The sequence below is a fragment of the Flavobacterium sp. TAB 87 genome (assembly GCF_001529295.1).
Lineage (GTDB): Bacteria > Bacteroidota > Bacteroidia > Flavobacteriales > Flavobacteriaceae > Flavobacterium.
Genome location: NZ_LLWK01000031.1, coordinates 118106 through 134521 on the forward strand (window position 1 = coordinate 118106; position 16416 = coordinate 134521).

8 protein-coding genes are annotated in these 16416 nt (G+C 33.8%); 1 reads left to right on the top strand and 7 read right to left on the bottom strand.

The annotated features are described in order from the left end of the window. Positions 1-22: 22 nt before the first annotated feature. The 7 genes from AP058_RS03840 to AP058_RS03870 form a co-directional block, all read right to left on the bottom strand. Positions 23-1558, bottom strand: a complete 1536-nt coding sequence (locus AP058_RS03840; protein ID WP_082706567.1) for an aminotransferase class V-fold PLP-dependent enzyme — start codon at positions 1556-1558, stop codon at positions 23-25. A gap of 79 nt (positions 1559-1637) precedes the next feature. Next, a complete protein-coding gene (locus tag AP058_RS03845; protein WP_066307072.1) occupies positions 1638-3701 on the bottom strand; it encodes a thioredoxin family protein in 2064 nt (687 codons plus the stop codon). A 128-nt stretch (positions 3702-3829) separates the two neighbouring features. Further along, entirely contained in the window at positions 3830-6637 is a 2808-nt protein-coding gene (locus AP058_RS03850; RefSeq protein ID WP_066307074.1) for a pitrilysin family protein, read from the bottom strand. 283 nt (positions 6638-6920) lie between these two features. Beyond that, entirely contained in the window at positions 6921-7952 is a 1032-nt protein-coding gene (locus AP058_RS03855) for a TlpA disulfide reductase family protein (RefSeq protein ID WP_066307075.1), read from the bottom strand. Between the two features lie 100 nt (positions 7953-8052). Continuing rightward, positions 8053-9471: a RagB/SusD family nutrient uptake outer membrane protein gene (locus AP058_RS03860; RefSeq protein ID WP_066307077.1), complete on the bottom strand. Its 1419-nt coding sequence runs from the start codon at positions 9469-9471 to the stop codon at positions 8053-8055. A gap of 11 nt (positions 9472-9482) precedes the next feature. Then, positions 9483-12983 carry a TonB-dependent receptor gene (locus tag AP058_RS03865; RefSeq protein ID WP_066307079.1) on the bottom strand — a complete coding sequence of 1167 codons (3501 nt, stop codon included), beginning with the start codon at positions 12981-12983 and terminating at the stop codon, positions 9483-9485. Between the two features lie 110 nt (positions 12984-13093). Then, on the bottom strand, positions 13094-14245 hold the full coding sequence (locus tag AP058_RS03870; RefSeq protein WP_231739506.1) for a FecR family protein: 1152 nt from the start codon (positions 14243-14245) through the stop codon (positions 13094-13096). A gap of 108 nt (positions 14246-14353) precedes the next feature. On the opposite strand from AP058_RS03870, the gene AP058_RS03875 reads away from it, so the two are divergent. Continuing rightward, entirely contained in the window at positions 14354-14944 is a 591-nt protein-coding gene (locus tag AP058_RS03875) for an RNA polymerase sigma factor (protein ID WP_082706568.1), read from the top strand. The last annotated feature ends 1472 nt before the right edge of the window (positions 14945-16416 follow it).

Consider the following 16416-nt stretch of genomic DNA (forward strand, 5'->3'; position numbering starts at 1 on the left):
TATTTGATAAAAATAGTATTGCTTACAGAATAAACCAATTTTTGGTTATTTCTTTTTCGGTATTGAAATTTGCGTGGTGTACATACTCATTTTTTATGGCGTCGTACTTATAATCTACTTGCCATTGTTTAAAATGTGCAGCAACTTTCGCAATTGCGTCACAGCAGAAAATAATTTCGGCATTGGTCATTGTTGGGTGAATAGACATGCGGATCCAACCTGGGCGCTCAATCATACACCCTTCCTCGATTTTAGCTTTAATACTGTGCGAGGTTTGTTGATCTACATTCAATAAAAAATGCCCGTAAGTACCCGCGCAAGAACAACCTCCTCGGGTTTGAATTCCAAACCGATCGTTTAGTAATTTTACAATTAAATTAAAATGCGCATCGGTAATGTAAAAAGAAAAAATTCCCAGTCTATTGGTATGTTCTGCTGCCAAAATAGTTAGGTTCGGAATGATCGATAATCTACTAAATATAATCTTGTTTAACTCATGCTCGCGATTTATAATGTTTTTAATTCCCATTTTCTCTTTCAATCGAATGGAAAGTGCAATTTTGATCGCTTGCAGAAAACCGGGTGTCCCGCCATCTTCTCTAGCTTCAATATCCGATACATAATCGTGTTCGCCCCAAGGATTGGTGTAACTAACTGTTCCTCCGCCAGGATTATCTGGAATACTGTTTTTATATAATTTTTTATTAAATACCAAAACTCCTGAAGTTCCTGGCCCTCCTAAAAATTTATGAGGAGAGAAGAAAATAGCATCTAAATAGGAGTCTTTTTCTAGCGGATGCATATCTATAGCCACATAAGGTGCAGAACACGCAAAATCTACAAAACACAAGCCGTCATGTTGGTGAATAATACGTGCGATTTTATGGTAATCGGTTTCAATGCCCGTTACGTTGGAGCAAGCAGTTACCGAAGCAATTTTAATTGGTCTATTTTTGTACTGTAGTATTAATTTTTCGAAACTATCAAAACAAATTAATCCCAACTCATTACACGGAATCACAACCACTTCAGCAATTGTTTCGAGCCAAGAAGTTTGGTTAGAATGATGCTCCATGTGCGTAATAAAAACAATTGGGCGCAGTGCATCTGGAACCTCCGTAAAGGATTTTAAATTTTCAGAAACTTTAAGACCTAAAATACGTTGTAGTTTATTGATAACGCCTGTCATACCAGAACCTTCTGTTATTAAAACATCATCTTCACTAGCGTTTACGTGCGTTTTTATAATGGCTCTCGCATCATGATAGGCCATTGTCATTACCGAACCCGTAATGGCGGTTTCGGTATGCGTGTTCGCGACATAAGGACCAAATTCATTCAGTAATTTTTCTTCTAACTGGCGATACAATCTTCCACTTGCAGTCCAATCGGCGTAAATAATTTCTTTTGGACCGTAGGGCGAATTAAATTTTTGACTGGTTCCAATTATATTTTCTCTGAATTGTTGGAAGTATAATTCTAATTCAGAAATTTCGCTACTCTTTTTGTCAGAAAGTGGAGCAAGTTCTTTTTTAAATAGATTTGCTAAAAAACTCATAATCTGTGGTATTAATTTACTGTTTAGAATAAAAAAACACTCCGTTACAAGAACTAGAGTGTTTTTCTACAAAAATCATTTATTTTTTAAAATTTGCAATTCCAGCTTTTAGCCAGTTTTGGTATTCCTCAGCATCGGGTGTATAACCCACGGGCTCAGTTAAATTTTCGCCATTGTGATCTGTCAACGCATAAAAAGGCTGTGCGTTTGCTTTGTATTTAATAGTTTGAAATTCGCTCCATTTTTGACCTACATATTTCAGCTGTTTTCCAGGTCGCAATTTTGATTCTATCACTTCTCCTTCTGGAAGCGGTCTTTTATCATCTACGTAGAGCGAAATAAGTACTACATCATTATTAAGAATAGACAAAATTTGATCCTTTGGCCAAACTTGTTGTTCCATTTTTCTACAGTTTACGCAAGCATATCCTGTAAAATCGAGCATCACTGGTTTGTTTACTTTTTTAGCGTACGCCATTCCTAAATCATAATCGGTAAACGCTAAAATATTGTGCGGTGCCATTAAATGTGCACCTTCAGGAATTTCTTGCGCAACTGCTACTGCACCGCCATTTGATGCACCACCAACTCCATAAGGTGACTCACTGTAATGTTGTGCTGGAGGAAAAGCACTAATTATATTTAAAGGTGCTCCCCATAATCCTGGAATCATATAAATGGTAAAAGTCAAAGACAATAATCCCAAGCTTAATCTTCCAACAGATATGTGCGTTAAAGGCGAATCGTGTGGCAATTGTATTTTTCCAAAAAGATAAAAAGCTAACGTTCCAAAAATGGCAATCCAAATCGCTAAGAAAACTTCACGTTCTAATAAATGCAATTGTAAAACTAAATCTGCGTTCGATAAAAATTTAAACGCCAAAGCCAATTCTAAAAATCCTAAAACTACTTTTACGGTATTCAACCAGCCACCCGATTTTGGCAATGAATTTAACCAACCCGGAAAAGCGGCAAATAAGGCAAATGGAATGGCCAATGCCAATGAAAATCCTAACATTCCGATAATTGGTCCCACTTGATTTCCACCTGCTGCTGCTTGTACTAATAAAGTTCCTACAATGGGTCCTGTACAAGAAAAAGAAACAATAGCCAAAGCTAAAGCCATAAAGAAAATTCCGATTAGTCCACCTTTATCTGCTTTTGAATCGACCTTATTTGCCCATGAATTGGGAAGCATAATTTCAAAAGCACCCAAGAAAGAAACTGCGAAGACCACTAAAAGAAGAAAGAAAATCACATTGAACCAAACATTAGTAGAAAGCGCATTTAAAGCATCGGCTCCAAAAACAGCACTTACTATTGAGCCTAAAAGCACATAAATAACCACAATCGACAAGCCATAAATAATGGCATTTTTAATTCCTTTAGCTCTGTTTTTACTTTGTTTGGTAAAAAAACTGACCGTCATTGGAATCATAGGGAAAACGCAAGGTGTCAATAAAGCAGCGAATCCAGAAAAGAAGGCTATTATAAAAATAGCCAACAAACTTCTGTCATCCGATTTTTTATCTTGAGCAGTACTACTTTTAACCACTATATCTTGTTTAACTTCTGCTTGTACTTCAGAATCTGTTACACTATCCTTTGCTAGAGTAACTTCATCTAAAGTTTCCTTTTCAACAACTGCCGTTTCAGCAATGGCCGAACTTTCATTTGCTTTAACGGTCACTACCGTTGCTGGAATTTCAAAATTTAAGTCTACGTAAGATGGTGGCAAACAATTCGCATCATTACACACCATAAACTCTACTTCTCCCGAAACTTTGACTACTTTTTTAGAAATTACATTGATGCGTTGTTTGAAAACTGCTTTATTTTCAAAAAACTTAATTTTCATATTAAAAATAGGATCATTAACCGTATGTCCAGTTTCTTCTGATACTTTTCCGATTAATTCAAAATCAGCATTATTTTTAAACGTAAACGCAGTAGGAATGGGTCCGTTTTCAGGAACATTTTGAGAATACAAATGCCAACCGTCACCGATCGTGGCTTGCATTACTAAATCATATTTAGTGTCTGAAACCAGAACTACAGAAGTAGACCATTTTACTGGTTTGTGTATTTGTGAAAATGCTGTAACACTTAAAAGAAGCGTTAACAGTACAATTAGTTTTTTCATTAGGCGGTAATTTTAGAGAATATTTGGTGCAAAAAAGGGCCGCTGCATGAACGACCCTCCAAATTCTTTCGTTCTTTGATACTAATTCAAAAGACTTATAAAACTAAGTAGTAACGAAAGAAGTATTTTTATTTTTTGGGTTTAAATATAATTTCGAAGCTTTCAGAATTCTTTGTCATTTCACTAACAAATTTCTGAATGTCTTGTGCTGTAATGGCATTGATAAGAGCGACATTATTTTTAGGGTCGTTTCTATTAAATCCTTCAATAAAGAAATCGTACATTAAATTTAACTCGTAATCCGTGTACTCTTTTTGCTCTTTCAGTTCTTTTAAATAACTGCTGCGTACTTTGTCTAAATCTTCTTGATCAATAGTTCCTGCTTTTATTCTTGCAATTTCTTCGTGCACAATAGCTACTAATTTGTCTACTTTATCAGGATCACAATCAAAATAAACATAGAAACTTGCTAGTTGTTTCGGTCTTTTAGATAGCGAACTGTAGACACTCGCGCCATAAGTTCCACCTTCTTGTTCTCTCAATGTTTCTAGCAATCTTAATTCTAGAACATCTTGAAAAGCTTTCAATATATAGTTGTTTTTCAAACTGTACTTAAATTCATTTTTAAAGGCCATACGAACCGTTGCTTTTGGATCTTCCATAGCTAAGAAAACGTCTTTCGTATTCGTTTTCTTTAACCAAGCAACCGAATTATCCTGCCATTTTTCTCTGTTTTTTGATGTTGGCAAACTCGCAATATACTTTTCTAATAACGGTTTCAATGTGTCTTTCGAAATATCACCTGTGATAAAAAACACAAAATCACCCGAATTAGTAAAACGCTCTTTGTAGACCGATTGAATTTTATCGAAAGTAATATCTTTCAAATACTGTTCATTAAACAATCGCTTTTTAGCATTATTAAAACCGTACAAAGTGGTTGTAATAGTATCTTCCATTTTGTAAGCAATATCATTACTCCTTTGAATTAATGTATTGTTTAAGTTGTCTTGAAGCACTTTAAAACTATCCTCATCAAATCGAGGTTGTACAAATTGCAAGTGCACCAATTGCAACATAGTTTCGATATCTTTTGCGGTCGTCATTGCCGAAATATTTTCCTCTAAATCTGCGATACCAACTCTAGTGTTTACGTTTTTACCAGCTAATATTTTGGATAAATCACTCGCACTGTAAGTACCTACACCAGACATACCTGCTAAAGTACTCACCATTGCTGCAGAAGGAAGATCAGCATCTTTTACCAGCGAATTTCCTCCAAAACTAGAAGCCTCAAGTAACACATTGTTTTTTTCGATATTAGTAAATTTATAGTGTACTACCGCTCCGTTACTTAAAACAAAAGTGGTCGCTCCTATTTTTTTATCTACCTTTTCTGAAACAATTTTACCTGCTTGAATAGCAAGTCCATCGGTTAATGATTTACCAATAAATTCGTCTTTATAAGCCGTTAAACTACCACCATTTTCTACTGCAGCAAGTATTTGCAACGCCTCTTCTTTAGAAAGATTTTGTTCTCCTTCGACTCCAGTAACATCTAAAACTCTATTGGTAGGAGTGTATAATTTTTTAAGGAACGCTTGCAAGTCAGCAGGCTTCATTTCATTAAAAATACTTTTTGCCAATTCAAATTCTTTAGGCGCATCGGTCATGGCTTTATTATCTAAATAATTTTTCTGGATAGAATTTACTATTTCAGCATGCGGAATTTGGTCTATTTTACTAATTTTAGTTTGATAAAAATTAGTATAGACGGCGATTGTTCGGTCAATTTCTCCTGGAGTAAATCCAAATTTAATCGCTCTATTTAACTCTTCTACAGCTACTTTAAATGCTTTTTGCTGTAAATTAGGCTTCGGTGAAATTACTAATCCGAAAGTGTTTTTGGCTCTTGCTAAACTTTGGTACATTAACGTTGCAGAAATAAATGGCGAATCTGGTTTTTGCGCAATTTCTCTCAATCTTGCATTGATCATTCTGTTTACCATCCCGCTATACAACGATTTTTGAAAATCAGCCACAGTTTCGTCTTTCAATGATTTGGGCTGATTGATGGTAAAAGAGATATACGAAGTAGAAATTTCTTTATCCGTTCCTAAGTTGTATAGCATCTCTTCATTATCAGGAATTTGAGTCACAACTCTTTCTAACGGATTTTTTACTGCTTGAATTGGAGAAAATATTTTCTCGATTTTTTTCTCAATTTCAGCCACATCAATATCACCCACTACAGCAATTGCTTGCAAGTCGGTTCTGTACCAATCGTGGTAAAAATCGCGTAAAGTTTTATATTTAAAATTATCCACAATGTCCATTAACCCTATTGGCATACGGTCGGCATATTTGGTGTTATTGTACATGGTCGGAAGTGATTTTTTAAAAAGACGCATGTACCCATTTTGTCTGGTTCTCCACTCCTCTTTAATAACGCCACGCTCTGCATCAATTTCTGCATCATTTAACAATAAACCGTCTGCCCAATCGTGCAATATCAATAACGAAGTGTCTACCAAACCAGGAACATTGGTCGGAATATTATCCATGTTGTAAACCGTTTCATCAAAAGCTGTGTACGCATTAATGTCTTTGGCAAAAACAGCTCCATGCTTTTGTAATGTATTTAAAACGCCTTTTCCAGGAAAGTTTTTAGTTCCGTTAAACGCCATGTGTTCTAAAAAGTGCGCCAATCCTTGTTGATCATCGTTCTCTAAAACCGAACCTACATTTTGAATGATATAATAGCTGGCCACATTTTTTACCACATCTGTTTTGTAGATATAATACGTCATTCCATTTTTAAGGACTCCTTTCTTAATTTTAGAATTTACCGTAAGCGGTTCATTCAATTTCACTTCTTGTGCACTGACTGCACTAAATGTGAGGAAAAGAGAAACTAGAGTGAATAAATTTTTCATTTTTTAAAAATAATGTTAGTTGTATTTCTGAGTTTTCAGGGTATTTATTTAACTACTGTAGCATAAGTTTTTAGTTCTAATATTAATTTACGGTATTTAAAAACAAGCAATAGCATTCCTACTCTGTCTTAAAATAAATTTTAAAAAGAGATGTCAACATGAGAAAAATAGTGGTAATACCACAGGAAAATAAAAAATAATATTTTACTAATAATCATTCCGCCACTTCCCCCAAAGAAAGCGGAACGAAAATTATATTACTTAATATTTTCGCTGTGATACATTAAAGATCCAATGAATTTAACAATTCAGTTAATTCTGGTTCTGAAGGTCGTGGCGCATCCGCACTCACAATTTTTCCTTCTTTATCTAAAATTATAAAACGTGGAATTGCTTGTATGTAATAGCCAGCAATAAATTCAGATCCGATTTCGTTATCGGCTAAAAGCTGAGTTCCCGTTAACTTTTGCGCTACAATCATCTCACGCCATTTTTTTTCGTCAGCCAAACGGTCTACAGAAATACCTATAAATTTGATGTTTTTACCATGAAATGCTTTTTCGACTTTGCTAATAAACGGCATTTCATATTTACATGGTCCGCACCAAGTTGCCCAAATATCAATAAAAACATAGCTCCCTCTAAAATCAGCTAGAGACGATTTTCCACCTTTATAATTGATATAATTTTTAAATTCAGGCGAAGCCATTCCCACACCTAATTCACTTTTATTTCTTTGCTCGTCCAAAAATTGCTGTGTCAAAGAAGTATTGAATTCTTGTAATTTTATTAATTGAGTGCTTACAAAAGCAGTATCTAAAATCGCTTTTTGCTTGTCTAACTCTGATTTAACATCTCCTGAAAACGCAGCCATTTTAGAATCGAAAGTGGCTTTATCAGAATTGATAAAAGCATTATAATCTGCTCCAAATAATTGGCCTTCCAGTTTAGATTTAACTATTAAAAAATCATTTTCTTTAGTTCCGTTGCCTTTAAAAGTTAATGTTTTAGAAACATTTTTTGCATCAAAATTAATTTCTAAATCCATATCGTTTTTAAGATAAAGACCAAAAAATTTATCGTAAAATGCATTAAAGTAAGCCGCCTCTTTTAATTTAATCGTGTCTCTGTAAGATCCGTCTTGGGCAACCGCAATGGTCACTGTTTGCGAACTAACTGGATCAAAAAGTCGTAAACCTAATCCAGCAATTGGGTTCGTTATTTTTCCGTGTAAAACGACATAATCCTTTGGTGGCGTAGCGTTTTGACAAGACATCAAAACGATTAGTAATGCTATGAATGTTATATTTTTCATTTTTTTATATTTTATAAATTAGATATTAAAAAAACAAGAGTGTAGCAGTTGCTGCAATGCAATTTTTGAATACCACACTCTTGCTTACATTGTCAGTGAATTAATAACCCTTGTTTTGAATAACTGACTTATTCCCTGTAATTACTTGTAGTGGTATTGGTAATATAAATTTATCTTCAGAAATAAGACTTGACTTTATTTGCGAAGCTGTTAGATTTCCTAAAGTATGATAGCGCACAAGGTCGAACCAGCTTTCTCCATTTTCAAAGAAAAGTTCTAAGATTTTCTCCTGACGAATGTCTTCTAATAAAGTTGCTTTGTCTGAAAGATCTTTTTCTGTAACACCCGCACGAATTCTAATTTCGTTTAGATCAGTAAGTGCTGACGAAAGATCTCCGTCTTGTTGGCGTGCTTCTGCTTCTGCTTTTATTAAATATATTTCGGCCAAACGCAAATGATACAACGTATTTCCTTGCGATTGTGTTAAGTCTTGAAAAGGATATTTTCCGTTTCCATTCGATTTTTTTGTACTAGTAGCGTACGCAAAAGCGAAACGTGGATCATAACCAGAACCAGTACCCGATAGACTACCATCAGTTTCAGATCCAAATTGCGCATCTGCCAAAGATTTTAATGTTTCGCTAGCGGCAGTACTTTTAACCAATACCATTGCCGTTTTACCTTCATTGTCTGGTCCCGTAAATGGTGCGAAAATCACTTCAGATGAGTTGAAACTATTTTTAAAAATATCAGCATAATTCGCTTCTAACATATACCCTTCGTCGTTATTAATAACTGCATTAGCTAATGTCGCAGCTTGAGTAAATTTCTTCTCGTACAAATAAACTTTAGACAATAACGCTTTGGCAGCCAAACTTCCTGAGTAAAAATGATCGATGTAAACAGGTCCTTTTGCTGATGCATAAAGTAAATCAGCTTCGATCTGGTTGTATACTTCTTGCACCGTATTTCTTGGTTTTGCTTCAAGATCCGTTGAAAAACTAGTTCTTAAAACCACACCATGGTTAGAGGATAAGTCATAAAATTCTCCAAAATAACGAAGCAAATTAAAATAAGCGAAACCTCTTTGAAATTTTGCTTCAGACAGCATTTCCGCTTTTTTATCATCAGCTATCCCAATTGCTTTTCCTGCTTCTAACTCTTGTATTAAGAAATTACAAGAATTAATAATTTTATAATGTCCATTGTATAAATTAGCCAAAAAGATATTATCAACGGGTACTTGATTGGTCACAAAACCTTTAGAACCAACCAATCCGGGCGTTAAATTACCTTCAATACCCAAACCCGCTAGATGCAATGGAAAAGAGCTAACATCGAATGCTTTACCTAAATTGTACACTCCATTAAGAACCAGTTGCGCAGACGCTTCGTCTTTAATTGTATTTTCGGATGTTAATTTATTATATGGTTTAATGTCATCCACACTACAGCTCGAAAAAGTAGCTGCTATTGCAAAAATTAAAACCGTATTAATTTTTTTTATATATCGTTTCATCTGTTTTAAATTTAAAATTGTAGTTGAACACCTAAAGAGAATGACTTAGCTAGTGGATACGGATCTTCATTACTTACTTGATCAATTATACCTCCTCTTTCTGAGAAAGTTTCAGGATCAATCCCAGGCCATTTGGTCCATGTTACCAAATTTGTTGCGGTTAATGTAAGTGTTGCTCTTTCAACTCTAATTTTGCTTAATAAATCTTTGTCTAAATTATAGTTTAGCTGCATGCTTTTTAAACGCAAATACGAACTGTCGTACACGTATCTATCTGAAACTCTTCCGTTCGCAGAAGGATCGGAATACACTGTTTTTGCATAACGTGCGTTCGAATTTTCAGGAGTCCAAGTATTTAAAGCATATTCACTATATTTATTTTCTCCCAAAACATTATACGTTCCGATTGGGATCGCATTCCAAATTGATTTTGCTCCTACTGAATATTGAAACAAAGCAGTTAAGCTAAAGTTTTTGTAAGCGAATGTATTTGAAATTCCGCCGAAGAAGTCTGGTTGAATACTTCCAATTATAGCTCTGTCATCAGTAGTAATTTGGCCATCTCCATTTACATCTTCCATCATAAAATCTCCTATTCCAGTTGAAAATTGATCGTAATATCCTGAAGGTGAAGCATCGTTTAAAGCATCAACTTCGTCTTGTGTTTGTAATATTTTAGCGACTTTGTATCCTTTAATAGTTCCTACTGGCTGACCTTCGATAAAGTAATCCGACTGATTCGGATTGATATTGGCTCCGTTTAATTTTAATAATTTATTTCTATTGAATGACCAGTTTACGGTAGTAGACCAAACAAAATCATTACCTCTAATAATATCACCACCTAAACTGATTTCGATTCCTTTATTAGAAACATCCATAAAGTTTGAGAAGTAAGAGCTAGGTCCTAATTCTAAAGGTAAAGGTGTTTTAACTAAAGCACCGGTTGTTTTTCTTTCATAGATATCAAAACTTCCTTTGATTCGATTGTTAAAAAAACCGAAATCTAAACCTAAGTTCACTTCGTCTGTAGTTTCCCATCCAATTTTTGAATTAGGAAAATTATTATTTGGAAGTACAGCAGACTGACCATTGTACAGATTACCCGATTGATTTTGAAAAAACTGTAAGTAAGCGAAATCAGATACATTTGTAGAACCTACTCGTCCTGCACTTGCTCTTAATTTTAAAGTATTTACCGCTGTAATATCATAAAAAAACTCTTCATTAGAAATGTTCCAGCTGGCTGATAAAGAAGGGAAATAACCTCTTTTATTACCTGGACCAAATTTTGAAGAAGCATCTGTTCTAAAATTCACAGTGGCATTATACAAATTTTTGTAACCGTAGTTTAAACGAGAGAACATGGAATACAAGCCTGTTTCTACACGAGCACTACCATAACCAATTGCTGCTCTCGCAGAAGAAGAATTATTTAGGATTTCATCATCAGGAAAACCTGAATAGGTATTGTAAGAACTATTAAAATTTGTTTTGTCCCAAGCAGCACCTGCTAATAGACCAAACTTGTGGTTTGAGATTAAGAAATCGTAATTAGCTGTGAAGTTTGTCGTAATATTAGAGATTAAACCATCGTTTTCATCCAAGATTGATTCTCCAATATAATCACCAAAAATAGTCTCTACAGTAGCAGGAATAAATGAACTGTTTTTATTATAAAACAAAGAAGCATTTACATCCGTCTTCAATTTAAAATCCTTTAGCAACTCTACTTCAACGTAAGCACTACCAATAAGGTTATACGCCTTTTTGTTTGTGTTACTAGCTAATCTCATTAACGGATTCGGCTCAAACGTTTCAAAATAACCATACTGATAATCAGGCTGTGCTAATAATTTTCCGTTCACATCTCTTACCGGTAAATCTGGACGTGCACGAGCGATAGAACTATTAATAGTATATTGCGTTAGAAGATCATTTTCTCCAGAGTTAGACTCGGTATGACCTACATTAATCGAGCTTCCCATTTTAACACGGTCAGTTACGTCAGTATCCAATGAAAGTCCTAAATTATATTGCTTCATGTTGTCTTTTATAGTCAAACCTTCTTGATCTATAAATGAAGAACTGAAATTATAATTGGTTTTATCACTACCACCGTTCATACTAAAGTTCGCTTGTTTTGTTACGGCCATACTTCTAAAAACTTCTTTGTTCCAATCGGTATTTGCCGTTCCAAAATAATCAGTATTTAATCCATCATAAGTAAGCTCGCCAAAATCATTTTCGCCGATAGTAGCAAGACCCATTAACTCATAACCATCTATTTGAAAGTTATTTGCAGCATCAATACTATTGGACAACATTAAATTATAGTACTCTTTATATTGACTCGCGTTTAACACGCCAACTTTGCCTATAGGTTTTGCTAGTGTAGTTGCGTATGAAAAGTTCACCTGTGGTGCTTGTCCTTTTTTACCTCTTTTTGTTTTAATAATAATTACCCCATTTGCTCCACGAGAGCCGTAGATAGAAGTCGCTCCAGCATCTTTCAAAACATCAAAACTTTCAATATCATTTGGATTTAAAGTAGACAATGGATTAGCGCCTTGTAAGGCATCTATATTAAAAGGAACTCCATCAATAACATATAACGGTTGATTTAATCCACCGCCTACTGAAGACAATGGAGAAGTAATTCCTCTTATATTAATACGAACAGGAGCACCTGGGCGTCCTGTATTTTGCGATACTTGTACTCCTTTTACCAAACCTCCCAAAGCTCTATCAAAACCAATAGATCCGGTTGCAGCTTGAACAATATCTTTGGCACTTACCGAAGAAACAGCTCCAGAGAATTCAGTACGCTTTTGCTTGCCATAGCCAACAAGTACTACCTCTTCCAATTCATTCATTTCTTCAATAAGTATTATTTTTAGCGCTTCTTCACCGCTAAAAGCAATACGCTTTGGCTCGTAACCTAAATGAGAGAAAATTAAAATTCTTCCAGAAGAGGTAGTGACCAACTTAAATTTTCCATCGAAATCGGTGGTCGTTCCAAACTTGGTACCTTCCATTGTAATAGAAACTCCAACCAAAGGAATTCCAGCTATATCAGTTACCATACCTTTTATTTCTCTTTGTTGAATAGAAAAAAGAGGTGTCATTTCTGGCTCAGTTTTAATTGCAGTTGCTTTTTTAAGTATAATTTGATTGCCAAAAATTTGGTATGAAATGTTAGTTTCACTAAACAATTTTCCTAGAACTTCGACTAGCTGCTTTTGTTTTACATTTAAATCAATTTTCTGGTTGACATTTAATTCATTTCGATTATAAAAAAAATGGAAATCTGTTTGCTCTTCTATAATTTGAAAAACATTGGTCAATGCAGTACCATTAACGTCAATGGTAACTTTACTTTTCTGTCCGTACGTACTAGAGGCATTAACTTGTAACAGACTGGTGAATAAAAATAAAAGTGTGAATTTCATCTTCAGGTTTGAGTTATCCAAAATGCGCCATAACGCACCTGTAATTGGTTGTTTTTTCATAAGTTTACAATGGTTTAATTTGATAGTTTAAGATTAAATCAATTTTTAAAATGATTGGGAAGGTGTTGGCGCACCTTCCTTTTTTTTCGATTAATTATTTTTTACATATTTTAAGGTTTGGTTATCGTTACTAATTTATTTTTAATGGTATAGTTAAAATCTTTATAGGTTTGAAATGTCTTTAAAACCTGCTCAATATTTTCGCCTTTAAAAGTTGCAGTAACTACAATATTGTTGAGCTCTACGTATTTATTTACAATATCAACATTGAATTTTCGCTCTAACTTATTGGTAATAACTCCAAACGAATCATCGATGAACATTAGTTCGCCCGAAACCCAAGCCACATACTTACGTACATCAACTGGCTCAACGCTTAACTGTTTGTCACCAAAATAAGCACGGTTTCCAGGTTTTAAAATAACCTCTTCTTTATTAAGATGATCCGATGCTGCAACTTTTCCTTCTACTAAAACAGCAGAAGTTTTTGCATCTTTAACATACGAGGTAACATTAAATTTTGTTCCCAACACCTTTACATTCATATCTGCAGAACTAACCAAAAACGGATGTCTTGGATCTTTAGTTACATCAAAAAAAGCTTCTCCATCTAAAAACACTTGACGATTTTCTCCTTTTATAAATCTAACCGGATAACGTAAAGAAGTTCCGGAGTTTAAATGCACATTGGTTCCATCTGACAAAATTAATTCGAAACGTTTTCCGTTTGGTACATTAATGGTATTGTACAGTAAGTGCTGCTCGTCAATTTCGCCTGAATACACGATTTTATTTTTATCCTGTTTCCCGATAATTTTACCAGATTTATCGGTTACGTTTTTTATATTATCAGGATTGATTACTTGAATGCTTCCGTTGTCAGATTGCAACGTAATCAATTGCTCCTTTTCATTCAACAGGACTGGATCGTCAGCAACTAATCCGCCATTTTTCTGATATAAATAAAATGCGCTAATAAAAACTAAAAGTACGGCTGCATATTTTAAGTAAGATTGAACTCTACTCTTAAAAAACATACTTCTTTCTTGTTTGATTGTTTGCAGTAATTTCTTTTTGGCAGCATCAAGATCAAACGTGTGCAAAGCGTAATCAACCGTATAATTTATTTTTACAAAATCGTTAAATACTTTTTGATTTGCAGTATTCGCCTCAAGCCATTCGGTAAGCGCATCAATTTCATGTGAAGTAGCTTGATTTGTAATAAATTTAATAAATAATTGCTCCATTATGTTTACAGCCATTTTTGATTCTTTATACTATAACGAAGCAAAAAAGCAATACCCTAACAAATTGACAATCTTTTTTTATAATTCGTATGTTTTTAATTATTATTGCTTTAATTTGTTTTCGTGAAAATTGACATTTATAGCGACAATGATAGCCTAATTGCATCCCTAAAAAAGGGAGACGAAAAAGCATATGCCTATTTGATGGATACACATTACCAAAAACTTTGTATATATGCCAACAGTCTTATCAGAAATCTGTTTGCTGCCGAAGATATTGTTCAAAACGTATTTGTTCGCTTGTGGGAGCAACGCATTAAACTAAAATCAGATCAATCCCTAAAAAGTTTTTTATACAAGTCTGTTTACAATGAGTTTATCGACCAATACCGTAAAAATCAATCCCTTTCTACTCTCGAAAAAAGTTACTTTGATGCTTTAAATGCAGTTGTACTCGATGATGACACCGAAACGTTTGAGCGCGTTATGTCGGTCATCAATAGAGAAATTCAAAATCTTCCTCCAAAGTGTAAAGAAGTTTTTATTTTAAGCAAAAAAGAAGGCTTAACTAATGCAGAAATTGCAGACTATCTCAAAGTAACTGTAAAAGCTGTTGAGGCTCAAATAACAAAAGCTTTTTCGTTACTGAGCGCTTCATTAGAAGAAAAAGGTAGAACGATCTTGTTCTTACTATTTGGACACGGAAAACTGTGAAAAAGAACAAAGCACGTACTATTTATCTTTAGAGGTGCTTTTTGAGTACAACTATTACATTTGAAACCTTTACCTCTTCAAAAAAAATACAACAAAAAAAAATTAAGTCGTTTTTTGAAGTTAATTTTTCAAGAAATTATTTGCTAAAACAACCCATTTACTTGCTAATGCTATCCTTAATTTATCAAACTCTAACGTCTAATTATTATTTCGTCTGAAAAATTAAATTTATGAAAAATAGTACTGAAGCAAATCGCTGCAGCAATTATTTAAATATAAGAAAAACTACACACCGCTTAGGGAGATAAATCGCGTAGGATAGTAATTTTGAATGCAAATGAATACGAAAAATGGCAATTAGTATATTCTTCTATCTAAGAACGCCTTAACGCGTAAAATAATAATACAACAACTCTTTGGTTTTAAATAATTTAGAAAAGACACGCGAGCAGCTTTCTTAGAAGTTTATATTGGTAGCTTTTTAACTTTATTACATATAAACGTACTGCTGAAATTAGTATACCAACAGTCTATGCCGACAATCAAGATCTTTATAATGAACACTTACGAACTTTAACAATACTTATGCTGCCATGACATAAAATTTAGTAAAGGAGCCAACAAATTATATCTAGGCAATAAAATTTATATTAGTAGCTACACACCTTAGTTCCTTCAACCGATAATAAAATAAATTCCAATCATTTTAATTATTGCTGATAGTATTACGGTGATGTACGAGACTATTTTATAAATCCAACACGCTGATACTATAGGAAGATTACTACTTGTAGATGATTTGTGATCTGCAGAAATAATTTAAATAGGAATAGTTAAATGACCTAGCTAAATTTACTGCTGAAATAGTTTTAACTACAAGATCTTTTGGTATTTCCATGACTGGAAATAGAACAGTAGCAATACAGAAATTAAAACATTCTTGAAAATAACTATGCGAAACTATATTGAATTACCATTCTACGAAGAGTATTTTAATCTACTAAATTCTGATGTAGGAGCCTTAAAAAACAGTGCTGATTCCTAGGAAATTCAAATATTGAAAAAATATTTTACTAAATATCCATATATTGATCTCGAAATTATTGTTGTAGAAGAATAAAATGATTACTGCGGAAGTGTTGGAACTGCCATGAAAGTTTGGATATTTTCAAAAAGCATTCACACAAAATAGTAAGAACTAAAATAATTTTTTACAGATGAAAATTAGCGACTTACTGCTAGATCATACTGAAAAGACTTTTAAAAAATATATTACTAACCACAGTTTTTGCAGTCTTTTTTTGAAGTATACACATAAAAACATTTATTTACTAAATACTTTGCGTAGAAGCAAGTAAGTTGTTTTTTATAACCAAACATAACCATTATCTCATAAATAGTATGACCTTTAGAAACGAAAAAACCCTAATTCGTTAGAATTAGGGTTTTAAAAAGAAAGGCGACGACATACT